Raw genomic sequence first — 23,665 nt, 5'->3', positions numbered from 1 at the left:
GGGCTATCCTTTTGATAAAGCAGTTTTGACGGCCGCCAGCAGGACCGGCGCCATGGCGGCGTACCCGGCGGCATTGGGATGGACGCTGTCGCCGTTGATGCCGAGTTCCGGCTTCAAGCCGCCGTCCGGCCCCTGCAGCACGGGCCAGTAGTCGGCATAGACGAGTTTCTGTTTGGCGCAGACGCCACGGGTCCAGTCGTTCAGCGCCTTGATGGCCTGAAGCGGGTTGCCGCGCGACGGACGCCAGGCAAAGCTGGTGGCCGGCGGCACGGAGCCCACGATGACCTTGAGGCCATTTGCCCTGGCCAGGGTGATCATGGCCAGCAGGTTGCCCGTGGTGACGGCCGGATCGTACGGATCCTGGTTTTCGGCAATGTCGTTGGTGCCGGCCAGGATGTGGACGACCCGCGGTTTGAGCGCCAGCACGTCGGGCGGAAAACGGATCAGCATCTGGCCCGTCACCTGCCCCGAAATGCCGCGCCCGATCATGCCGTTGGCGTCGAAGAAGCCGTTGCCATGTTCTGGTTTCGCCCAGTTGTCAGTGATGGAATCGCCCATCATGACGATGCTGCGCTGGGCCGGCGCCAGCGCCATGGCGTCGATATTGGCCTGGCGATAGCGCTTGAGGTTGGCCCAGTCGATATTGGGCGACGGGGGTGCGGGGGGCGCCTGCACCACCCGCGCCGCGTCACTGGCTTCCGGCGGGGTGACAGGGCTGGCTTCCGGGACCTGGGTCGCCGGGATCGTGGCCTGGGGTGTCGCCGCCTGACCGGAGGCCTGGGCCGCGGCCTGTCCGGCCAAAATCGCGCCGCCGGCCATCAGGCCGCCGGTCAGAAGCTTACGCCTGTCCATTTTCGTCTCCGCTTTAGGCGACGGTCAGCGTCGCCGTTTTCAGATCGACGCTATTCGGTCCGGCGAAGATCGTAAAGGTCCCCGGCTCGACAACGCGCTGCATATCGGCGTTGTAGAAGCGAAGATCGGCCGGTGTGACCGTAAAGCTTACGGTCTGCTTCGCCCCCGCCTCCAGCGTGACGCGCTTGAAGTGCTTCAGCTCCAGGATCGGGCGCGTGACCGAAGCCACGTCGTCGCGGATATAGAGCTGCACGACTTCGTCGCCCTTGACCTTGCCGGAATTCAAGACGTCGATCTCGACCGTCACGCTGTCATTGGTACCGATCGTCGACTTGCCCAGGCGCGGCGCTGAGATGTCGAAGGTCGTGTACGACAGGCCGAAACCAAACGGATACAGCGGCTTGGTCGTGTCGTCGAGATAGCCACGGCGCGCCGACGGCTTGGCGTTGTAGAAGTTCGGCAGCTGGCCGACATTGCGCGCGAAGGTGACAGGAAGCTTGCCGCCCGGATTGGCGCGGCCGAACAGGATGTCGGCGGCGGCCCAGCCCGTTTCCTGGCCCATGTACCAGCCTTCGATGATGGCGTCGGCGCGTTCGGCGATCAGGTTGATCGACAGCGGACGGCCGTTCAGCAGGAAGACCACGGTCGGCTTCTTGAGGTCGAAGATCGCCTTGGCCAGGTCGTTCTGCTGGCCGATCAGGTCCAGCGAGGTCCGGTCGCCCAGGTGGTTGTCGGCCCAAGCTTCGCGCGAGGTCTGTTCGTTGTCGCCCAGCACCATCAGGATGGTGTCGGCGGACTTGGCGGCCTCGACGGCCTCGGCAATCAGCTTGGCGTTCACTTCCGGCGGGGTGAAGTTGACCTTGTCCTGGCCCCAGATGCGCTGTTCGGTCAGGCGCACGGCTTCCTTGTAGTCCACCGTGAAGCCGGACTTCTTGGCCTCGGCCGTGACGCCGTCGAGGATCGAGACGACGTGGCGCGGCTGGTCAGAATAACCGCCGATCGGCGTATCCTTGGCGTGGGTCCCCAGCACCAGCAGCTTGCCGATCTTTTTCGGGTCGAAGGGCAGCACGCCCTTGTCGTTCTTGAGCAGGACGACGGTCTTGGTCGCGGCCTCATGCGCCAGGGCCACGGCGTCCGGCGTGGCGGTGAGCGAGTCGGCCTTCGCCGCGTCGACATAGCCCGCTTCGAACAGGCCGCCTTCGAACTTGACGGTCAGGATGCGCTTCACGACGGCGTCGATCTCGGCCTCGGTGACGCGGCCCGACTTCACAAGGCCGACCAGCTTGGAATAGGCCTGGTCGTCCGGGGTTTCGATGTCGACCCCGGCCTTCAAGGCGCGGAAAGCGGCTTCGGTGTCGTCAATCACCAGGTGGTGGCGCGTGATCATCTCATGGATGGCGAAGTAGTCGGAAACTGTGACGCCCTTGAAGCCCCATTCGCCGCGCAGGATGGTGGTCAGCAGCCACTTGTTGGCGTGCGAAGGGATGCCGTCGATTTCGTTGTACGACGGCATGACGGCGCGGATGTTGGTTTCCTTGACGATGGTTTCGAACGGCGGGAAGAAGTCTTCGCGCAGGATTCGTTCGGACACTTCCGCCGGCCCGATATTGGTGCCGCTTTCCGGCTGGCCGTGGCCGGTCATGTGCTTCAGCGTGGCGAACACCTTGTCCTTGGCCAGCGGCAGGGTCTCGCCCATGAAGCCGATGACGGCCGCCTTGCCCATCTGGCCGCACAGGTGCGGGTCTTCGCCATAGGTTTCCTCGATACGGCCCCAGCGCGGTTCGCGGGCCACGTCGACCACCGGCGCCAACGCCAGGTTGGCGCCGCGGGCGCGCATTTCGCGCGCGGCGACGCTGAAGATGCGGGTAGCCATTTCGGGATCGAACGACGACGCCAGGCCGATGGCCTGCGGGAACGAGGTGGCGTCCCGGGCGACGAAGCCGTGCAGGCTTTCCTCGTGCATGATCAGCGGGATGCCGAGGCGAGTCTGTTCGATCGCCCACTTCTGCACGGCGTTAATATAGTCGGCCGTTTCCTTGGCGTTGCGGTTCGGCACCGCGCCGTTGTCGCCGGCGCCCGTCGCCACATTGACGCCCTGGCGGTCGCTTGGCCGCGCCATCATGCCGAGGCCGTTCGGATATTTCGCCTGCGCCTTGGCCGGATCGAAGTCGCCCTTCGGCGTCTGGATGGCGCCCTTGGCCTGCCAGACGCACTGCATCTGCGCGACCTTTTCTTCCAGCGTCATGCGGCCGAGCAGGTCGGCGACGCGGGCGTCGATCGGTTGCGTCGCGTCCTTGTAGACCGGCGCGTCGGCCTTGTTGGCCGGACGGGTCGACTTCGCCTTGGGCTTGGCGATGGCGTGGCCCGTGGCCCCCATTACCAGCGCCATGGCCGAGGCGCCGGACGTGATGGCGCGGCGCGACAGACCTTTGGTCGGTTGAGACATGGTAGAGTTCTCCCTGTTCTTCTGCACGGCCCTCGAACGGGGCCGTTTTTGGAAACGGGCCTCCACCGTCATCGGCGGAAACACGCGCGATAAGATTGGACGCGCCACCTTTAACCGATTCCTATCGAATCCGCGAAATATATGACGCTTGGGGAAATCCGCCGCCGTTCAATTGACGCCCTACCCCAACGGTGACATTGTTAGCGGTAACAGCAAAAAACACAACAGGGAGAACCAATGATCCACTCGAAAAATGATCTGACGCGCCGTTCGGCCCTCAGCCTCATGGCCGCCGGTGCAGCCGCCGCTGCCCTGCCCGCCTTTGCCGACAGCCCGTCCCTGGCGGACCTGGCCCGCGCCAAGGGCCTGCGCTTCGGTACCGCCGTACCCGCCGGCAAGGGCGGCGTGTCCGATCCGGACGTGGCGGCGCTGATCGCGCGCGAATGCAACATCATCGTGCCCGAAAACGAACTGAAGATGTACGTCACGCATAACAACAATGCGAAGGACTACAATTTCGGCCCGGGCGACCAGATTCTTGCCTTCGCCAAGGCGCATAATATCGCCATGCGCGGCCACAACCTGTTCTGGGCGCGCGACGAATTCACGCCTCAATGGCTGAAATCCTACGACTTCGGCCCGAACCCGAAGGTCGCCGCCGAAAAGCTGCTGCGCGACTATATCGCCACCGTCGCCGACCATTACGGCACGGCGCTGACCTCATGGGACGTGGTCAACGAAACCATCGATCCGCAGACCGGCAAGGTGCGCGAAAACGCCTTTTCCCGCGTGCTGGGCATGGACGCCCTGCGCATCGCCTATGAGGCCACGCGCGAACACCTGCCGCACATGCAGCTGGTCTACAACGACTATATGGGCTGGGAAACCGGCGGCGAAGTCCATCGCAACGGCGTCATCACCCTGCTGCACTGGTTCCGTGACAACAAGGTCCCCGTGGACGCGCTGGGCCTGCAAAGCCACCTCGGCACCGACCACGATGTCACGCTTGGCAACGTCAAGGCGTGGACGGACTTCCTCAATACCGCCACGGGCCTGGGCTTCGACCTGCTGGTCACCGAATTCGACGTCAACGACCGCCACGTGCAAGGCACCATTGCCGAGCGCGACGCCGTGGTGGCGAAGATCGGCCGCGAATATCTCGACCTCTGCCTGTCGTATAAGCAGACAAAAGATGTCTTGGCCTGGGGCATTACCGACCGCTATAACTGGCTGCAAGGATTCACCCCGCGCGACGACAAGCAGCCCTTGCGCCCAGCCCCCTTCGATGCCGATTTCAAGCCGAAGCCGCTGACCGCTGCCATCGCCGACGCCTTCAAGGCCGCCTCGCCCCGATGAAAAGACTAGCCCTTGCTGCCCTGTTGATCGCCGGTTCTGCCTCTGCCGACCCGGTGCCCTATCTCCAGCTCAAGGGCCACAAGCCCGTCAAGGCCGCGCCCGTTGCTCCGAATTCCAGTATTTCTGGCGGATCGGCGGGCGTCGCCGTTTTTACGGGGACATCGTACGACAGCACGACCGACCTGCTGGAGCACCCGCAAAACAAGGCGGTCTATGAGAACCCGATCCTGCCGGGCTTCTATCCCGACCCCAGCATCGTGCGCGTCAAGGACGACTACTATCTGATCAATTCCAGCTTTGCCTATTACCCCGGCATTCCGGTCTTCCACTCGAAGGACCTGGTGAACTGGCAGCAGATCGGCAACGCCATCGACCGGCCGAACCAGCTCGACTTCTCGGGGCTGGCCACGTCACGCGGCGTGTTCGCGCCGCAGATTTCGTATCATGACGGCCTCTACTGGATCATCAATACCTGCGTCGACTGCAAAGGCAATTTCGTCATCACGGCCAAGGACCCGGCGGGGCCGTGGTCCGATCCCGCCTGGCTCGATTTCGGCGGCATCGATCCGTCGATTGTCTGGGACGACGACGGCCAGGCCTGGGTCGTGTGGAACGACGCGCCCGAAGGCCAGCCCCTGTACAACGGCCACCGCGCCATCTGGCTCCAGCGCTTCGATCCCGTCGCGAAAAAGATGACCGGCCCGCGCACCGTCTTGGTCAACGGCGGCAGCGATATCTCGAAAAAGCCCGTATGGATCGAAGGCCCCCACATCTATCATGTGAACGGCGCCTATTACCTGATGTGCGCCGAAGGCGGCACGTCGGAGAACCATTCCGAAGTCGTTTTCCGCTCCGACAAGATCGACGGCCCCTACGTGCCCTATGCCGGCAACCCGATCCTGACGCAACGCGACCTGGATCCCGCCCGCGCCCTGGCCGTCACCTCGACCGGTCATGCCGACCTGGTGCAGACCCCCGCGGGCGACTGGTACGCCGTCTTCCTGGGCACCCAGCCCTATGAGGGCGGGCTTTACAATACCGGCCGCCAGACCTTCATGCTGCCCGTGTCGTGGCGCAAGGACGCGCAAGGCGTGGCCTGGCCGCTGATCCTGTCCAAGGGCGATCCGGTGCCGCTGCTGGTCGATTTGCCGAAGGACCAGACGGCGGGCAAGCCGCACTATACCGGCGCGACGAAGCGGGTCGGCTATAGCGCGGCCAAATACGAATGGCTGCAGGTGCGCACGCCCGGCCAGCCCTTCCTGACCGTCGCCGGCAGCCCGGAAAAGATCACGCTGAAGGCCCTGCCCGAGGCGATCGGCGATGAAAAATCGCACCCGGCCTTTATCGGCCTGCGTCAGCGCCATGTCGGCATGACGTTCCAGACGACGGTCAGCTTCCGTCCGGTGCGCGACGGCGACCGCGCCGGCATCATGGCCTTGCAGAACGACGACTTTTACCTGTTCTACGGGCTTTCGCGCGTGAAGGGCCAGACGGTGCTTGAAGTCAGCCGCCGCGACGGCAAGGGCGATCCCATCGACGGCCAGCCCGTCACCTACATGCCCGCGCCGTCAGGCCCGGTGACGATCCGTCTCGATATAGACGGCGGCCTGGCCAGATTCAGCTTCGGCGCCGGGCGCAAGGCCCGCGTGCTTAAGGACAACGTGGACGCGACCAACCTGTCGACCGCCAAGGCCGGCGGCTTCGTCGGTACGATCGTCGGGCTTTATGCCTATGGCCAAAAGCCATAATCCGCGTTAATCTCTCTTTATAAAAAACTTATAAAGGGAGAAAACATGCTTCCGCTCAAAAGCTTAGCTGTTTTAACAGGGATCGCCACCGCACTTGTCTTCACTGCCCCCGCGCAGGCCCAGGACGACATCACCAAGCATCTGGTCAGCAATCCGAACGTCGGATCCTGGCAGATATACGGCGCGGCACAGACCAACAAGAAGATCAAGGACGACAAGGTCCAGGGCGGCAACGCCATCGAAGCGTCCGCCACCGGCGTCGGCGAATCCTACGCCGCCGCGGCCCAGGTCGACGTGAACCAGAAGCTCACCAAGGGCGATCATGTCGTCTGCGCCGTGTGGCTCAAGGCCAAGACGCCGGCCAGCACGACGCTGCACGGCCGCCTGCAAATGAATTCGGCGCCCTATACCGGCGTGATGGAGAAGGACTTCGCCATCACCGACCAGTGGCAGCTTTACTCAGTCGAGGGCGATATCGACCAGGACTACGACAAGGGCAAGCTGGTCTTTGCCGTGCACCTGAACGGCGCCAAACAGACGGTCGACCTGGGGCCGGCCTTTGTCCTCAACATGTCGCGGACGTATTAGGCCACAGCGCTCCTCCAGCCTTGTACCTCCCCGTTTTCGCAGAAAATGGGGAGGGGGACCGCACGAGCCGCGAAGCGGTGAGATGTGGTGGTGGGGTTTCTTACTTTCTTCCTGCCGCAGGTGCGTGAAAAGGAAGCCAGAAACCCCACCACCACATCTCCTTCACCCTTGCTGACGCAAGGCTTCAGTCGTGCGGTCCCCCTCCCCATCGCTTCGCGACAGGGAGGTGCAGCCTGGCCCTATTTCGAAGCCGGCTCCCCCACCATAGTTCCGCGTCCGTCCGGCGAGATATACAGGACGCCATACCGCCTTGGATCGCCGGCGATGGCGCGCATCTGGCCGAAGCGATGCGCATCGTCATTGATCCGCACCCAGCCCCTGCCCGCGTCGTCCGAGCGCCACAGGCCCTCGACGCCTTCGACCTTGCCCCAGATATAAACCGCAGGCGTCTTCGCCCCTTTGGCCGCCTTGCCGAAGGTCACCGCCCAGGCCGCATCGACGTTCTTGATCGCGACAGCCTTGCCGTCCGACACGCGATAGAGCCCCGTCGCCGTCGCCAGCCACAGGTCGCCCGACCGGCCCGGCATGGCGCGCAGTTGCGTGCCGTCCGTACTCACCCCCGACAACAGGCTCCGGAACGTCGCCCCGCCGTCGTCGCTGATGACAATCGCGCCCGCCTTGCGATCATAGGCGTAGAACACGCTATCCTTTGCCGGATCGGCCACCACTTCCGCCCCGCGCCCCATCTGCGGCCAGCCCGCCGACAAGGTCCAGGTCTTGCCTTCGTCCTTCGAGTAATAAGCCCCCTCGCCTTCCGGCACCCAGACCATAGACGTCGCCTTGGCCGAGATGCTCAGCTTGCCGGCACGGTGCTTCTGCCAGTCGGCCGTGGCCAAAGGCGGGGGCGAAGACGGCAGCGGCGCCCATGTCTCGGCCCCGTCATATGAGATAAACCCGCGCACCTTTTCATAATCCACGCTGCGCACCACGACATTGGACTTTAGCGCCGCAAAGGCGACGGACTGGTTGGTCTTGTTTTCCGGCGTGAACAGGCCGTGCGACGGGCTCTTGGAAAAGTCATCGAACGCCGTCCCGCCGACATCGCCGGCCGCCATCAGCACGCGCGGCCCGACCGGCGGGCTTTCCAGCCCCAGCACCACCGTCTCCTCGATATTGGCGTCGGCGAAGTCGAACGCGACCGTGCCGCCGGTATCCAGCGCCGACAGGTCCCTGGTCATCCACACGCCGTAGCCCGTGCCATAGACCAGCTCATCGGCGTTGAACGGGTTGATCTTCACCGCGTCCATCCAGTGGCCCATATTGCGCCTGGCCCCGCCGTCCTTGTCGTCGCCGCCCATATAGGCCTTGAGCCAGGGATAATCGTCGATCCTGTGCACGGCCGCCTGGCTGACGCCCTTCCAGGTCGCGCCGCGGTCGTGGCTGACATAGAGGTCGTCGTGCGTCGTGCCGTAACGGTCCGAGGTCGAGACCACCAGCGTACCCGGATGCGAACGGTCGAGATCGAGCCCGGAATAGCCGAACGGCTCGGTGGCAGACGGCCTGGCCGGGGTGATATCCGTCCACGCGCCGGACGGATCGAGCCTGTAGACCGCGCCATTGGTCACCCCGTGCGGCCCCAGCCCGTCGGCAAAGGTGACATAGAGCGCGCCGCCCGCATCGATCGCTGCCTGGTGCGGGATCAGCTTCGGCGAGCCGGGGATCAGGGAGAAGGTCTTGCCATCGTCACGGCTGACGAAGACGCCGCCGCCGTCCGAGCCCTGCCATTCGCTGGTATTGGTGCCCGATCCGGCATAGATGACGCCGTCTCCGAACAGCACAAAGGTCACGCCCTTTTCGGGATAGCCCTCGACGCGGGCAAAGCTTTTGGCGCGGTCGGCCGACACCCACAGCCCGTTCTGGTTGGTGCCGAGGAACAAACGGTCGCCGTTCTTCGGATCGACCTGCAACCGCTCGCCAGTGCCGCGCCCCAGCGCATTGCCGCCAAGCCGGAACGGCAGGACCGTCTTGCGCCAGGTCCTGCCCTGGTCGTCGGACGCGATGACGCCAGCCTGGGGCACGCGGTCGGACAGGTACAGCCCGCAGGTGGCATACAGACGCTGCGCATTATTGGGATCGACCGCCAGCGACAGAGTGCCAAAACAGTCCCAGTCACCCCTGCCGAACCCATCCATCAGTGGAATCCAGCTTTTGTGCCCGTAGTCGAAGCGATAAGCCCCGCCGACATCGGTGCGGACATAGAGCAGGTTCGGGACTTTCGGGTGATAAAGGAAGCCGTCGATATACCCCCCGCCGCCGAACGGAATGGTGGCCCAGGTGTAGGGTTGCAGCTTCGGAGCCGCCTCACCCGCCGCACTTAGGGCGAGCAGTGATACTGCCATCAGACACGATTTTCCCCACGATACAGCCATGCCAGACCTCCGATTCTGTGCGTCGGAGGGATAGCGGGAAATGACGGTACGCGGAAGTGAAATCGGTTACAAATAGCCAACTGTCGCGCTATCGAATATCTAATCGTGAGCGCCCCGGACGGACGACCTACGCCAAGCTTGCCAATCAATATCCGTAGAAGCCGCTTCATTTAAGCTCAAATCTGCAGGTCCTAAACGGTCAGTAAATAATATGGCATTCATACATGGCCAGCGAGCACTCGGGGCAACAAGTGCGTTAAACCCAAGAAAATACGCCGCATCAGCTATTTGTTGCGTATCCGAATATTCCCTATCGCGATAGCGACTGACGTCTATTCCAAGCTTACCGAGCGCATCCATATCTGGCAAAACAATAGCATCCGCACATGTAACACTTACCTTGTGCAATTTGTACTGAATTTTCGACGGGAAAACAGGCTGATCATTCAAAAAAGCAAATATTTCTGCACGGGCGCCATCGGCTGTTAAGGACGTGTATAGCACGTCGAATTCGCCATTACACCACCGGCTAGCCGAAGCGGTTCCCAAAATCGGGTCTCGCCCAGTTCGGCATACCCGCCAAACATCCTGCTTGAACTCGGTTCGCTCCAACGAGTCCAGCCTGTCGAGAATTCCTAAGTCCCTAGCCTTTTTTAATTCTGCTGCCACTTATGTGTAAGTCCCCGTGTCCAAGCCTTCGATCACCCCTAGAACCTCCTCAGTTCGATTGGAATTGATCAAATCAATAGCACGCTCTCCTTTTAGCAGCGGATGCGGCGCATGCAACCATAAGCGTGTTTCGTCTGGTGTGTAAAATTCGGCAAGCCGGTCAACAACGTACCTTAGCTCAGCAATAACAGTTTGTGTCCTGAGATCCGGAGAGGCCTTGCCATTGGTCCAGCGAGACACAGTGGCGGGCGACACCGAAACGATATTAGCAATATCTTTGCCTTGCAACCCGCCATCCGATTGCAAATGTTCAAGTATTTTTTTTACAGCAACAGACATGTTTACCCCCCAAATATACTAGAAACATTATTAATATGAGCTTTTGAAAAGGCTGGAGATCGACTACCTTGACCTTCCGTTTTTATGAGATCCTCCAATACAAACCTCATGCCATCCAATCTCTTTGCATTCTTTTCCAAGAGCCCACTCAGAACTGGGTCCGTTGGCTTCAATTTTGTAAGATTTCGGGCAACTCGATCAGCATTTGCCAAATTATCATTCAAAAAATGTTCCGCCCTTTTTAACTCAGGAACGTCAGAAATTGCCTCACACTGGAAAGCTCTCTGGCGTAAATAATGCCTCTTTGGATCGCTAAGCGTATCTTCAAACCCCCGAGGGCAGCATGAACGATTATTACATGACAAAAGTCGGCGCCCAGATGGACAGTCAACCAGCGCCTTAGCTTGTTCAGCTTTTAACAGCCTGTCGATGCCAGGCAGCAGCATATGATAAGAGTTTATCCCGCCCTGCTTCTTCTCGGGGTCCTTTGGAGTTGGAGGCTTGCTCCACGCTGTAGCGTCAAACCTTTCCTTCTCAGCTACTCCATGGGCAATTCCGCATACAGCACCAAAAGATAGTGCCGCTAGACCTGACATTCCACCCAAAAAGTCAGCAACGACCGGCATCTTGAGCGCATGGAAGTTCTGAACCGCAGAAATATATTTTCTAATGCCCACCGGCGTCGCATCACTACCAAATCCAGAAACTCTTACCCATAAACTGTTTAAGGGAACCGATTGCAATGCAGAAATTATAACGCGCCGCTGAGATTCATCGTTCAAAATTTTATTTGAAATGATAAGCGGATAATCAATAGCGATACTCTTACCTCCCTCAATATCAAGAGCACTTCTCAAGCGGGAACAAGCCGCGATATCAATGTTAAACCACGCATCTGTTGCCCCCACCAAAAAATGCGCCGGCGCCAGAACACGGTCAACGCCATTTTCAACAGCAAATTTTGCAATTTCCCCAATAATATGATCATTCGCCCCGGGCCTGAGGTCACTTTCTGTGAGTATTCTTTCGCCATTCGCCCAAGGCGCCCCTTTGGCTGCACCTTGATATTTTCCAACAGCCGACAATTCAGCTATATTTGTATCAAGTATAACCTCTCTTCCAACCTTTTTTAACATTGATATAAATTCCAATTGCTTGGAATAAACACCAGCATCTATCACAAAATTGCTGTATGGGAGATTTCCCGTCAACAAAAGGTGCTCCAGGCTACGGTGTGCCGAATGCCCCACTCGCAGGAATTGAGCGATAGGGTCAGGCTTATGGAGGTAGACAACGTTGGTCATGAGAAGACTCGATTCGTGGCTCTACATATATATTGCATATCAATTTCATAAATTCAAATTATGAAATTAATATGCAATTTGTCACTTTTGATGGGCCAGACATGGAGGATTGTGCTTATCGCGCGGAATTTCGGATTTCGGGGTCGGATTTTCGGATTTCGGGGGCAGGTTATGAAATCCCTCTTCATTTTCGCTCTTTCCCACAAAATTGAAGCCGTCAGTCGTCATGCGCGATGCTTGTTGCGCCCCATTGCTGCGGCCATCGACGTCAGTTCCGCATACCGCCAAGCCTCTTGGCGAAGACGTAAATCTTAATCTGAGGGTTAAGCCTAAGGGTTACTGTGCACACGGTGCACATGGTGAATGTCGTCATGTGCGCTTGGTCCAGGTGCACAGCGTGCACATGGTCTGCCCTTCTGACCTCAGCCTTACCAAGGATGCGCTCGCCCCTCCCCGTCCGCCCTGCGGAGAGGAATAAATCTGTAGGTTAAGACGAAGGGTTATGCTGTTTCTATTGGCAACGTAGGTTTCGACGTCTGAGCAACGCTGCGCAGGGCGATGTTGCTCCGAGATACGGAGGCGACAGTATGCTGCCCCCCGGCCGGGCTTGAGGCATGACCGGGGTTCGAAAGCAAGAAACCCCACCACCACCACCACCACCACCACCCTACGCTAACGCTCCGGGCTGTCCCCATTTTTCTACGAAAAACGGGAAGGTGCGGCGAGGCCCCTTGCTTTCACCAATCCTTTAACCGCTCTACTTGGCGTCCACCGCCTGAATGATCAAATCCGCGATCTTGTCGGGTTCCGAGACCATAACCGCATGGCTGGCCGGGAGCGTGATGGTCGTCGCCTTCATGCGCTGGGCGAAGAAGGCTTCGGCCTGGGGCGGGATCATCTGGTCGTTCGACGACACCACGTAATAGCTCGGTTTGACGTGCCAGGCCGCGACCGTCGAGGTCGCGGCGAAGATGGCCGGGCTGGCGGCCAGTTGCCCCGCCGCCATCACTTTCGCCTCGTCGACGGGCACGTCGCCCGCGAAGACGGTCGGGAACTGCGCCGGATCGACCAGCAGGTTGCCCTTGGCGTCAGGACGCAGGGCGTGGATACCCGCCGGCGGGGGCGAGCCGGCCGAGATCGCCTGGATGCTTTCGCCCTTGTCGAGACCGAACGCGGCGACATAGACCAGCGACTTGACCTTGGGGTCGTCGCCGGCTTCGCCGATCACCACGCCGCCCCAACTATGGCCGACCAGGACGACAGGACCGGTCTGCTTGGCCAGCACCGCCCTGGTGGCCGCCACGTCGTCGGCCAGCGAGGTCAGTGGATTGTCGACGGTCGCGACCGTAATGCCCTTCGCGCGCAGGATGCCGGCGACCTTGTCCCAGCTGGCGGCGGTGGCAAACGCCCCGTGGACCAGCACGACGGTGGGCTTGGGCGCTGCGGCCAGGGCGCTGGTAGCGGCAAGGCCGGTCAGGGCGGCAGCGGCGGAAACGATAATTATACGGGAATTTTTCGACATGATAATCTCCATAGGTTGTATCGATAAACGCAAATTGCCTTTTGGAAAATCACTCGTCACGGACGCGGCAGTACGGCCGGATGACGTAAGCTATGCAGACGGGATAAGGACCAGGGACTCACTGGCCGTGCGACCATAACCGAAATACTGTCATCCGGGTATGACATTGCCGCGACACTGCCGGCTGAGCCGGCACGGGCCGCGACACCGCCGGCTCAGCCGGCGCGGGCCGCGACATCATGTCGGCTTTCACCATCCGGCCTTATCGTGCAGTCTTGCGCCGGAGGGCCCAAAGCCATGAAAGTCGTCGCGTCCCCAAATCTGCCCACGGCGTCGTTGCTCAATGCCTACCGCGCCGCCAGCGCCTATACGGACGCCTTTTATCTGGACGTGCCGGGCGCGGTGACGCTCTCCCGCTACATCGCGGCCTTCTACACCACGCCCCTGTTCAAAATGGAGAGGCTGGTGCTGGCGACGCTGGTTGCAAAGCCGTCGAGCGACGCCCAGGCACACGCCCTGGCGGCGGGCGAACGGTCGCGCTTCGCCGCCTGGACGGTCGAGGACCGCGACGACGCTCAGATCGTCATGTGCGACTTCATGCGCAAGACGCGGTCATGGCTGATGGTCGAGCCCCTGCCCCAGGGCGGAACGCGGCTGTGGTTCGGCAGCGCCATCGTGCCCCAGCGCATCTCGCCGGACGGCCGGGTGCGGCTGGGCCTCGGCTTCGACGAGTTGATTCCCTTGCACAGGCTCTATTCGCGAGGGTTGCTGGGCGCCGCCGGACGGCGGGTGTAGCGCCGCTCAGGTGCGATGAATGCGCGCGATGTAGTTGTCGTCCACGATCCAGACGCCGTTGACCACCGGCTCGCGGTCTCCAACCGTCTCAACGACGACATAAGCCCCGGTGCGGGTGTCCCGATAGGCAAATGTGCACGTCCCCAGATGCTCTTCCGAGCATTCGACGACCTCCGGGTACTGTTTGCAGAAGCCGTCGTCGCAGATGATCGAAGGCCTGGCGTGTTCCTGCGCGAGCGGTTGCAGGCCACTTTTCACCAGGGTCGCCCGCGCGTTTTCGTAGGGCCTTCCCGCCACCAGCGACGCCTGGCCCCACTCCGGACGGCCGTCGTCGATAATAACGACATCGCCATGGCTGGTCATGCACCCCGACAGGGCGCCGGCCAGAACCGGGATAAGAATGATCGATACCAGCGCCTTCATTGTACGGCCCTCCCTGAAAGAAGCCTAATCCCCCCGCTGGCCTCCCGCAAGACTTCGGCGACAGGGTGCCCTCGCTTATCGATTCCTGATTTTATCGGCATGCTTACCCGGCGCGTCTTTCTCGCCACCCGCTTACTCGATAGCGTGGCGCACTTCGCGCCGAGAGGAAACGCGATGAAAATCATTCACTCCCTGATCCTGGCCGCTGCTGCCATGGGTCTGGCCGCGACGGCCGCCGACGCGCAGATGACCGGCAACAACGGACCGAACGGACGCAACACCATGGCGCCGGCTGGCCATTCGACCACCTACGCCCATGCCGCCCATCGGGCACGCCATCATGCGCGCCGGCATTATTACCGCCATCATCACTGGCGCCGCCACCACCGCCACTAAAGCGCAATCCAAAAAGTGCGACGCACTTTTTGAACACATTGCGCGACAAAACAAAGACCTGGAGCATGGATTTGAGCGAAGCTAAAGTCATCATGCTCCAGGCTTAAAGGTCCGCCCGGCGCATCGATGCCGGACGGACCGCCCATGTCAGACCCAAATTTTTCTTATAGCTGAACCCAAATTTCATCGTTTGCCTGACTGACCTTCCGGGGCTATCCCTTGGGCGACAGGAGCACATCATGAAATTAACTATTGCATTCAGCGCCATGGCCCTGGCGCTGACAACGAACGCCCATGCCCAGGACAATCCCGACTGGACGACGCCCACCGCGCCGTTTCGCGTCGCCGGCAATGTCTACTATGTCGGCACCAAGGGCATAGGCGCCTATCTGGTCGTCGCCGGCAAGCAGGCCATCCTGCTCGATGGCGGGCCTGAGGCTGCGGCGCCGATGATCGAAAACAACATCACCGCGCTGGGGTTCAAACTGCGCGACGTGAAGATCATCCTCAACAGCCACGCCCATTCCGACCACGCCGGCGGGATTGCGCGTATCAAGCGGGATACCGGCGCGGCCTTCTATGCTTCGCCGGGCGACCGCTGGGCGCTGGAGCACGGCACGCACGACGGCCAGACCACCTATCCGCGCGGCCATTTCCCGGCGGTTCATGTCGACCGCGTGCTGAAGGACGGGGAAGGCGTGGCGCTGGGCGGCGTGCGCATGAAGGCGACCTTCACGCCCGGCCATACGCGCGGCTGCACCACCTGGTCGACCGAGGTCATAGAGCCCAACCGCGTACTGACCGTCGTCTTCCCATGCAGCCTGACGGTCGCCGGCAATGTGCTGGTGCACAACACGGCCTATCCCGGCATCGTGCGCGACTATGAGCAGAGCTTCGCCACGGTCGGCGCCATGAAGGCCGATATAGTGCTGCCGGCCCACCCGGAATTCGCCGATGTGCTGGGCCGGGAGGCCAGGGTGAAGGCCGGCCAAACCGGCGCCTTTGTCGATCCGCAACTGCTGGGCCATATCGTCAGCGACGCCCGCGACGATTTCGAAAAGGAACGGGCGAAACAGGCGGGGAAGTAGCCCTCCCCGCCCGTTGCAGGGTGTCGTCAAAGCGATTACAGACCGGTGGGCATTGCGGGGAAAGCATGACCACATCGATCCGTGACGGCGCCCGATGAGCGTCCTCGAAATCCTGGCCAACCTGTTCACGGTCCTGAGCGTCGTCCTGACCGTCTACCTGAAGAAGAGCCTGTATCCCGTCGGCATCGCCGCCACGGTGTTGTTCTTCTTCGTCTTCCGAGACGCGAAGCTCTATGCCAGCGCAGGCTTGCAGGTCTGGTTCACCCTGATCCAGCTTTACGGCTGGTGGTTCTGGCTGCGCGGCGATCGCGGCCGTGAGCCGCCGATCAGTGACTGGCCGTGGCGGATCGTAGCGCTGCTGGGAGTCGTCGCGGCCCTGTTCACCGCCGTGGTGTCGTTTGGCCTTTATCGTTTTACCGACGCCCGGACACCGGTCGGCGATACCGCCATCCTGGCGCTCAGCGTGCTGGCGCAGGTCCTGCTCGACCGCAAGCAGATGAAGAACTGGATTGTCTGGGCCGTGGCCGACGCCGCGTCGATCGCGGTCTATGCCAACCAGCACCTGTGGCTGACCACCGGTGTCTATACTGTGCTGCTGGCCAACGCCGCCTACGGCTGGCTGCACTGGCGCAAGGTCCTGCGCCTGCAGGCCGCGTCATGACGCGCCCGCAGACCGGCTTCATCCTGGGCAAGTTCATGCCGCCGCACAACGGCCACGTCTATCTGTGCGAATTCGCCCGCGCCAGTTGCCGCCGTTTGACCATTCTGGTCTGTTCCCTCGACGGCGATCCCATCCCGGGAAAACAGCGCTTCGCCTGGATGCGGTCCCTGTTTCCCGATTGCGACGTGCAGTGGTGCCACGAGCCCCTGCCGCAGGAACCGGCAGCCCATCCCGACTTCTGGCCGATCTGGCGCGATGTCGTCCGCCGCTATGCCGGGCAGCCCGACGTCGTCTTCGCGTCCGAGCCTTATGGGGTCCGACTGGCGCAAGAGACCGGCGCGCGGTTCGTCCCCGTCGATCCCGGCCGGCAGGCCGTGCCCGTATCCGCGACGATGATCCGGACCGATCCCTTCCGCCACTGGCCGCACATCCCCGCGCCGGTCAGGCCCTGGTTTGTCCGCCGCGTCTGCCTGTTCGGACCGGAATCGACCGGAAAGTCGTCGCTGGCTGTACGGCTGGCGGTGCATTTCGATACGGTCTTCGTGCCGGAATACGCCCGCACCTATACCGGCGTCTTCGGCGTGCGCGTCGACGCAACCGACCTGGAGCGCATAGCCCAGGGGCAGGCCGCCAGTGTCGCCGCCGCGAAACCCCAGGCTAGCCGTATTCTGGTCGAAGACACCGACACGGTGCTGACCGCCGTGTGGTCGGACATGCTGTTGGGCAGCCGCACGCCTGGGCTCGGCACCGTGGCCGAACCCGCCGACCTTTATCTGCTGTGCGATATCGACCTGCCATGGGAAGACGATGGCACGCGCTATTTTGCCGATATCGCCGACCGCCGCCGTTTCATGGATGCCTGTCGGGCCGAGCTGGAGCGGCGCGGATTGCGTTATGTCGTCATTCACGGCATGGGGGAGGCCCGCGAACAGGCCGCCATCGACGCGATCCGCACGGCCTTTCCGGGCTTGGACTAAAAAGGGGGATTTCATGCTGACAGCACTCGCCATCGGCCTGGCCGTAAGCGCGGCCGTACCGGACGACACGGTCGTCGTCACAACACGCAAACACCCGGAAAGCCTGCTGGCCGTGCCGCAAAGCGTTACTGTGTTCTCGCACCGGACGATCGATGACCTCGGCATCCGCGCATTCAGCGATTTCGCCACGCAGACGCCCAACCTGTCCTTCGCCTACGGCAACGGCGCGACCGCCGTCGGCGACGCCCGGACCCTGGCCATACGCGGCGTGTCGGGCGCCGGCACCACCGCCGTCTATATCGACCAGACGCCCGTACCGGGGTCGATCGATCCGCGCCTGCTGGATATCGACCACATCGAGGTGCTCAAGGGGCCACAGGGCACACTCTACGGCGAAGGCTCGCTGGGCGGCAGCGTCAAGGTGATCAGCACCGCCCCGTTCCTGATGCGGCCCTCGCTCGATCTCGCCGCCGAAGCCGGCGCGACGTCGGGCGGTGGCAGCCCTGACGCCGGCCTGTCGTTCACCGATAACCTGGTGTGGGTTCCCGGCACGCTGGCGACGCGCCTGGTCGTCTTCGGCGCCCACGATGCGGGGTTCCTTAAGCGGACGGTCGACGGGCACCGCATCGGCGACCAGGGCGCGCAGTCGGCCTTCGGTCTTTCCGCCACAACGCTCTATCACGCCAACGACCGGCTGGACCTGACCTTCCGCGTGATGGCGCAGCGCCAGGACGACTACGGCTTCCCGGCGGCCTTCGCGCCCCTGCCCGCCTTCCGGCCGCTGGCGCAATTGCCGCGCGCCTTCGACATCCAGCCCAAGGCGTCCGACCGCTGGTTCATGCCGTCCTTCGATCTGGCGTATCGCGGCGACGGCTGGGCGCTGTCGTCGTCGACCAGCTATTTCGAGCGCACGATCCACGAAGTAGAGGACTCGTCCACCGGCACTGCGCAGTTTCTGGCCGCCATCGGTACACCGCTGAACGATCAGCCCTATGTGTGGACCAGCCGGCGCACGCGCAGCCAAATTTCGCACGAAACGCGCCTGACCTTCGGCGCGGCGGCGGGCCTGAACGGCATCGCCGGCGTCTTTTATTCGCGCGGCCACGACGACTTCGTCATCCCGCCGGTCAGCGCTACGGGCCTGGCCGGCGCGGATTACTGGCCGGACGACCTGATTTGGCTGTCGGACATCCGCGACACGCAAAGCAACGCCGCCCTGTTCGGCGAGCTCTATTATCCCGTGGGCCGCTTCACCGTGACCCTGGGCGCGCGGCAATACTGGCTGACCCAGACCTATCACCTGCTGGCCGATGGCTATCTCGACGGGGGGCTGAGCGACGGCGTACCAGGCCGAAACACGGAACGCGGCGTCAGCCCCAAGGCCGCCCTGTCGTATCAGCCATCGGACGCCACGCAGATCTATGTTTCGGCCGCCAAGGGCTTCCGCGCCGGCGGCTCGGGCCAGGCGGTGATCCCGCAGTGCGACGCCTCCCTGTCGCAGTTGGGGCTGAGCGCGGACCAGGCCGAACGCTACGGCGCCGACACCGTATGGAGCTATGAGGCCGGAGCCAAGCATCAGTTGTCCGATCCGAACCTGCTGGTGACGGGGGCGATCTACCACCTCGATTGGCGCGACATCCAGCAAAGCGTCTTCCTGCCCAGTTGCGCCTTCATCATCACCGCCAATGCCGGCGCGGCCGCCGCCAATGGCGCGGAATTCGAACTGGCTGGCCGGCTGGGCGATCGGCTGAACGTTCGGCTGGGCATGGGCTACGAAGACGCCCGCATCACCCGTGCCGGCGTGTCGGGCCAGGCTGCCGGGGCGCGCGTCTATCAGATCCCGCGCTGGACAGCGACGGCGTCCGGCACCTACCGCTGGCCGGTCGGCGGCGGAGCGGCGGCCTTTGTCACCGGCGACCTGGCCTATACGGGCGACAGCGTGTCGGGCAATGGCGGCGGCAGCAGCGACCTGGTGCGGCCAGCCTATGCCATCGTCAATGCCCGGTTCGGTGTGCGCTGGCGTGTAAGCGAACTGTCGCTCGACATCCGCAACCTGACCGATGCGCGCGTCAATCTGGGCGACATCGGCTATCTCGGCTATGCGCAGTATGAGGCCGCGGACCCGGCGGTCCGCCGGCCCCAGGTGGTGACGCTGCCGCCGCTGTCGGCTGTACTGCGCTTCCGCCGCAGCTACTGAGCCGGGCCGCGCGGCATATCCGGGCGCCCATCGGCTGGAGGGACCGGGTAGGACTGGCTGCCGTCATTGACCTCGAGCCGCACATAGTCCCAGACCACACCGGTCGTCACGTCGCCCGCCGGCACGGTGAAGGTCATGGTATTGTCGCCCGATTTCAGCAGCCCGGCGTCGAAGGTCTGCGTATACTGGTACCACACGCCCTTGTCGGTATTGTAGCGCAGGGCGTTGGTCTGCACCGGGTGCAGCGCGCCGACCGCCTGGCCGTTGACCCCGATCGCCAGGCCCGGCGTATTGGGCGCCAGCCCGTCCGCTCCGGCCAGGGCGATGCGCAGCACCGCCGTGCCGGACTGCACTTTCGGCATTTTAAATTTCACCGTCCAGGTCGTGGCACGGCCCTGCCCCCAGTCGCGCCACATGTCCTTCTGGCCGTCCGGCAGGTTGACCCAGCCGAAACGCTGGTTCAGCGGGTCTTTCGCCGCCGGGTTCTTCCAGGCGTCGGTCGTCGAATGCGGCACCTCTTCGAAGAACCAGTCCTTGCGGTAATCGCTCTTGCCGATCGTATAGGTGACGTCCTTGGGGAACAGGTCGCCATAGCGCAGCGGCCAGCCCCACAGCCAGTATTCGTCGCCCTTGTAGAACTCGTCGCCATTGCGGTTGGCGACGCCGATCTCCCACACCTGGCGGCCATAGCGCACCGGCTGCCAGTCGAGCTTGCCCAGGTCGATATCCTTGCCGGCCTCGACCGTAATGTCGGCGCGGGCATATTCGCCCAGCACGCCGTCAGCGAAGGCATGCAGCGTATAGTGGCCCGGACGGACATTGTGGATGCTGAAATGGCCGTCGTCGCTGCCGTCGGCCCAGAACTGGTAGTAGTTGCCGTCGTGCGGCCAGGTCACCGTCGTGCCGGTGCCATAGCGCGTCTGATAGCCGCCGGCATTGCTCTGGTAATCGGGGTGGGAGAGGCCGACCGTCAGGTGCGGCAGCGCCCTGGTCGCGGCCTGCGCGTCGTCCAGAACCAACTGGCCGCTGACCGTGGCGCGGTCCGCCTTAAGCGGATAATCCATGCCCTTGACCCAGGCATAGGGCCAGGCGGCCTTGACCGCCTTCGACTTTTCGACCGCGTCGTTCCACAGGGCCAGGGCGTTGTCGCGCCAGGCCTTCGGCACCGCCGGATCGCCGCTGCCATAGCTCGCCTGGAAGGTATCGAGATCCTTGGGCGACGCATCCTCGGCGCTGTCGAGTGCGTTCATATAGACGAAGATCGGGCCGACGACGTGCTTCCAGTCCTCGCCTTGCGGGATGTGGTTGCCCGCCCCGCCGGCATAGTGGCCGCTGGTCCAGTAGTCGAGCAGCGTGCCGCTCATATGGTCGATCAGGTCCAGCTTTTCGGCGCCGCCGCCGATATATTCGTTGGACGGATTGATGAAATAGACGCCGACATGGTCTTTCGTGCTGGACCAGCCCCAGGCCTTCAGCTTGTACATGATGGCGTTGTAGCTGTACTTGTGCTCGACCGAATTCTTGTACAGGCCCGAGGTCAGGATGCGCTGTTCCTTGGCGTGGATGACCACGCCCTTTTGCAGGTCGTCGTCGCTGGTCATCAGCATGTTGCGGTCGTCGTCGACGCTCAGCCAGTCGAAGCTCTTGTTCATCGACTCGAGGATGAAGCGGTTCTCGCCGAAGCCCGCGGCCGGGTACGACGCCGGATGGCTGTATTCGGCATAGGTGTAGAAGCCGCTGGTGCCGCGCTCCAGCGTATAGCGGACTTCGATGTCCATGCCGCCGTTCTTCAGCTTGCCGGGCCCCTGCGTGCCGTCATTGGCGGTTTCGGGGCCGCCGCCCGGGTTTATGCCCTTGATCGAAACTTCGGCGCGCTCGCCGCCGTTCGTCGCGGGATCGATGGTGATGGTCGCCGTCACCTGCCCGCCCGGCGTCGCTTCCCAGAACTCGTTGCGGTTCGGCACGATGTCGACACCGTGATAGGAAAGGCTCGACAGGCCGATCGTGCCGTTCTTCTTCAGCACGGTCATCCTGACGATGCCGTTGTCGAGCGTCCAGCTGTCGCCATTATCGACCAGGGTCACCGGCGCGTTTACGGTAACCGGCGCGACGTGCGGGGCGGCCGCGTGCGCCAGCGAAGTCGACAACGCCGTGCCGAGACCGAGGCAGAGGGCAAGACGGACGGCTTTGTGCATGGCGGACCTTTCAGGCGTTTCGCGGAGGGCGAGCAAAATCTATCAGTTTTGATCGATTTTGCTCAATAGCCTTTTTACGCGCTTCGCACCCAAACCCGTCGCCTAGGCTACCTCGCGCGCTACCATATTGTGCCGCTTCAGGTATTCGCCGTGGCTGGGCATGACGTCGGCCAGGCTTTGCAGGTGGGTCTTCATGCGCGAGAAGCCGGCGCGGATGGGGGCGATGTCCTGCATCTCGATCAGCGGGTCGTAGGACTGCGGCTCTATCCCCTGCCCCATCATCACCGCCATCCATGAGGTCGGGGTGAACATCTCCTCGGCCGCGTTGGCGAAGGCGCCGCGCTCGCGGAAGACGGCGATCTTGTGCGCCAGCGTATCGGGAATGGCCATGTCGCGCGTATAGCGCCACAGCGGCGTGTCGTCGCGCGCGGTGGCATGATAATGCAGGATGATGAAGTCGCGGATGCGCTCATAGTCCAGGTGCTGGCGCCGGTTGTAAGCCTCGATATTGGCCGGATCGAAGGCGCGGTCGGGCCAGTGCAGCAAGAGCTTGTTGATGCCCGACTGGATCAGATGGATGCTGGTCGATTCCAGCGGCTCGATAAAGCCCGACGCCAGGCCCATGGCCACGACATTGCGGTTCCAGAACGCCTTGCGCCGCCCGGTGACGAAGCGCAGGCGGTTGGGTTCGGCCAGAACCTTGCCTTGAAGGTTGGCGCGCAGGGTCGCCTCGGCGGCGTCATCCGCCTTGAACTGGCTGGAATAGACATAGCCGTTGCCGACGCGGTGCTGCAGCGGAATCGTCCACTGCCAGCCGGCTTCGCGCGCGGTCGACAGCGTATAGGGGGCGATGACCGGCTCGCCGTTGGCGTCCCGCTGGCCATGTTCGCACGGCATGGCGATGGCGCGGTCGCACGGCAGCCAGCGCGTCCAGTTTTCATAGCCCGTCTCCAAAGCCTGCTCGATCAGCAGCCCCCGGAAACCCGAACAGTCGATGAACAGGTCGCCGCCCAGGGTCCGCCCGTCCTTCAGCGTCAGGGTGGTGACGAAGCCGCTTTCGGGATCGAGCGCGACGTCGCCGACCTGGCCCTCGATACGCGTGACCCCGCGTTTTTCACTGTAACGGCGCAGATAACGGGCATAGAGGCCGGCGTCGAAATGGTAGGCCGATCCCAGGGTCGACAGGGCGCTGTGCGGGTCGTCGCCTTGCGTGCCCATGCGGCCCGACATGGCCGCCAGGGTGCACAGGGAATAATCGGAAATGGGCCCCACCTCGCCCAGGGCCTTCATGCGCAGCCAGTATTGCAGGAAGTGCCCCAGCTCAGGCCGCAATCCATAAACACCGAACGGATGGAAATAGCGTTCGCCCAGGTTTCCCCAGTCCTGGAAGGCGATGCCCAGCTTGTAGGTGCCGCGCGTTTCTCGCAGGAACTCGGCCTCATCCAGGCCCAGCATGGCGTTGAACAGCCTGATCGGCGGAATGGTCGCCTCGCCCACCCCGACCGTGCCGATCTCCTCGGACTCGACCAGGGTGATGGCGACGCCCGGCAGATTGCGGGCAAGGGCCGCCGCGCACATCCAGCCGGCCGTGCCGCCGCCGACAATGGTGATCTGACGAATGGGATCGGGCCTGCGGACCATCGGATATCTCATAAAAGGAGGCCGGTTCCTCGCAAAAGG

19 protein-coding genes are annotated in these 23,665 nt (G+C 62.7%); 9 read left to right on the top strand and 10 right to left on the bottom strand.

Annotation, left to right across the window (positions count from 1 at the left end; genetic code table 11):
* Window positions 1-3 precede the first annotated feature (3 nt).
* Window positions 4-852: a GDSL-type esterase/lipase family protein gene (locus AB8717_RS07655; protein WP_443750436.1), complete on the bottom strand. Its 849-nt coding sequence runs from the start codon at window positions 850-852 to the stop codon at window positions 4-6.
* 13 nt (window positions 853-865) lie between these two features.
* Window positions 866-3,298 (bottom strand): glycoside hydrolase family 3 N-terminal domain-containing protein, encoded by a 2,433-nt coding sequence (locus tag AB8717_RS07650; protein ID WP_443750435.1) that lies wholly within the window; start codon window positions 3,296-3,298, stop codon window positions 866-868.
* A gap of 237 nt (window positions 3,299-3,535) precedes the next feature.
* Between AB8717_RS07650 and AB8717_RS07645 the strand changes: the two genes are divergently transcribed.
* Genes AB8717_RS07645 through AB8717_RS07635 form a run of 3 tightly spaced genes read left to right on the top strand, consistent with a single transcriptional unit; the run spans window position 3,536 to window position 6,990 of the window.
* Entirely contained in the window at window positions 3,536-4,654 is a 1,119-nt protein-coding gene (locus tag AB8717_RS07645; RefSeq protein ID WP_443750434.1) for an endo-1,4-beta-xylanase, read from the top strand.
* Window positions 4,651-6,402, top strand: a complete 1,752-nt coding sequence (locus AB8717_RS07640) for a glycoside hydrolase family 43 protein (RefSeq protein ID WP_443750433.1) — start codon at window positions 4,651-4,653, stop codon at window positions 6,400-6,402. Before AB8717_RS07645 ends, AB8717_RS07640 begins: the two co-directional genes overlap by 4 nt.
* 45 nt (window positions 6,403-6,447) lie before the next feature.
* Window positions 6,448-6,990: a carbohydrate binding domain-containing protein gene (locus AB8717_RS07635; RefSeq protein WP_443750432.1), complete on the top strand. Its 543-nt coding sequence runs from the start codon at window positions 6,448-6,450 to the stop codon at window positions 6,988-6,990.
* 239 nt (window positions 6,991-7,229) lie between these two features.
* Here AB8717_RS07635 and AB8717_RS07630 read toward each other — a convergent pair whose 3' ends face one another.
* The 5 genes from AB8717_RS07630 to AB8717_RS07610 all read right to left on the bottom strand — a co-directional run bounded on the left by AB8717_RS07630 (window position 7,230) and on the right by AB8717_RS07610 (window position 13,253).
* The gene (locus AB8717_RS07630; protein ID WP_443750431.1) at window positions 7,230-9,389 is read right to left on the bottom strand and encodes an exo-alpha-sialidase; all 2,160 of its coding nucleotides are present in this window, start codon (window positions 9,387-9,389) and stop codon (window positions 7,230-7,232) included.
* 129 nt (window positions 9,390-9,518) lie between these two features.
* Complete coding sequence (locus AB8717_RS07625) at window positions 9,519-10,088, bottom strand: RES family NAD+ phosphorylase (RefSeq protein ID WP_443750430.1); 570 nt, start codon at window positions 10,086-10,088, stop codon at window positions 9,519-9,521.
* Complete coding sequence (locus tag AB8717_RS07620) at window positions 10,089-10,427, bottom strand: winged helix-turn-helix transcriptional regulator (protein WP_443750429.1); 339 nt, start codon at window positions 10,425-10,427, stop codon at window positions 10,089-10,091.
* 2 nt (window positions 10,428-10,429) lie between these two features.
* Window positions 10,430-11,731, bottom strand: coding sequence for a hypothetical protein (locus AB8717_RS07615; RefSeq protein WP_443750428.1), 1,302 nt, complete (start codon window positions 11,729-11,731; stop codon window positions 10,430-10,432).
* 757 nt (window positions 11,732-12,488) lie between these two features.
* A complete protein-coding gene (locus AB8717_RS07610) occupies window positions 12,489-13,253 on the bottom strand; it encodes an alpha/beta fold hydrolase (protein WP_443750427.1) in 765 nt (254 codons plus the stop codon).
* Window positions 13,254-13,550: 297 nt separating this feature from the next.
* Here AB8717_RS07610 and AB8717_RS07605 point away from each other — a divergent pair, with 297 nt between their 5' ends.
* Window positions 13,551-14,048, top strand: a complete 498-nt coding sequence (locus AB8717_RS07605) for a hypothetical protein (protein ID WP_443750426.1) — start codon at window positions 13,551-13,553, stop codon at window positions 14,046-14,048.
* Between the two features lie 6 nt (window positions 14,049-14,054).
* Here the strand turns inward: AB8717_RS07605 and AB8717_RS07600 are convergent, their stop codons facing one another.
* Window positions 14,055-14,471, bottom strand: a complete 417-nt coding sequence (locus AB8717_RS07600) for a hypothetical protein (protein ID WP_443750425.1) — start codon at window positions 14,469-14,471, stop codon at window positions 14,055-14,057.
* Between the two features lie 174 nt (window positions 14,472-14,645).
* On the opposite strand from AB8717_RS07600, the gene AB8717_RS07595 reads away from it, so the two are divergent.
* From AB8717_RS07595 to AB8717_RS07575, 5 genes are all read left to right on the top strand, one after another.
* The gene (locus tag AB8717_RS07595; RefSeq protein ID WP_443750424.1) at window positions 14,646-14,867 is read left to right on the top strand and encodes a hypothetical protein; all 222 of its coding nucleotides are present in this window, start codon (window positions 14,646-14,648) and stop codon (window positions 14,865-14,867) included.
* Window positions 14,868-15,106: 239 nt separating this feature from the next.
* Window positions 15,107-15,955: a subclass B3 metallo-beta-lactamase gene (bla, locus tag AB8717_RS07590; RefSeq protein ID WP_443750423.1), complete on the top strand. Its 849-nt coding sequence runs from the start codon at window positions 15,107-15,109 to the stop codon at window positions 15,953-15,955.
* 94 nt (window positions 15,956-16,049) lie between these two features.
* Window positions 16,050-16,616 carry a nicotinamide riboside transporter PnuC gene (gene pnuC, locus AB8717_RS07585; RefSeq protein ID WP_443750422.1) on the top strand — a complete coding sequence of 189 codons (567 nt, stop codon included), beginning with the start codon at window positions 16,050-16,052 and terminating at the stop codon, window positions 16,614-16,616.
* A complete protein-coding gene (locus AB8717_RS07580) occupies window positions 16,613-17,593 on the top strand; it encodes an AAA family ATPase (RefSeq protein WP_443750421.1) in 981 nt (326 codons plus the stop codon). The genes pnuC and AB8717_RS07580 overlap by 4 nt, the downstream gene beginning before the upstream one ends.
* A gap of 13 nt (window positions 17,594-17,606) precedes the next feature.
* Complete coding sequence (locus AB8717_RS07575; protein WP_443750420.1) at window positions 17,607-19,790, top strand: TonB-dependent receptor; 2,184 nt, start codon at window positions 17,607-17,609, stop codon at window positions 19,788-19,790.
* Here AB8717_RS07575 and AB8717_RS07570 read toward each other — a convergent pair.
* Together AB8717_RS07570 and AB8717_RS07565 are read right to left on the bottom strand one after the other, a co-directional pair.
* The gene (locus AB8717_RS07570) at window positions 19,784-21,985 is read right to left on the bottom strand and encodes a polysaccharide lyase family protein (RefSeq protein ID WP_443750419.1); all 2,202 of its coding nucleotides are present in this window, start codon (window positions 21,983-21,985) and stop codon (window positions 19,784-19,786) included. The genes AB8717_RS07575 and AB8717_RS07570 overlap by 7 nt on opposite strands.
* A 102-nt stretch (window positions 21,986-22,087) precedes the next feature.
* Window positions 22,088-23,626 carry a tryptophan halogenase family protein gene (locus AB8717_RS07565; protein WP_443750418.1) on the bottom strand — a complete coding sequence of 513 codons (1,539 nt, stop codon included), beginning with the start codon at window positions 23,624-23,626 and terminating at the stop codon, window positions 22,088-22,090.
* Window positions 23,627-23,665: the final 39 nt, after the last annotated feature.

It is taken from the genome of Asticcacaulis solisilvae (genome assembly GCF_052327315.1).
In the GTDB taxonomy this organism is placed as follows: Bacteria; Pseudomonadota; Alphaproteobacteria; order Caulobacterales; family Caulobacteraceae; genus Asticcacaulis; species Asticcacaulis solisilvae_B.
Note: the sequence above shows the minus strand (reverse complement) of the source record. Positions and strands in the feature narration are given on the sequence as shown.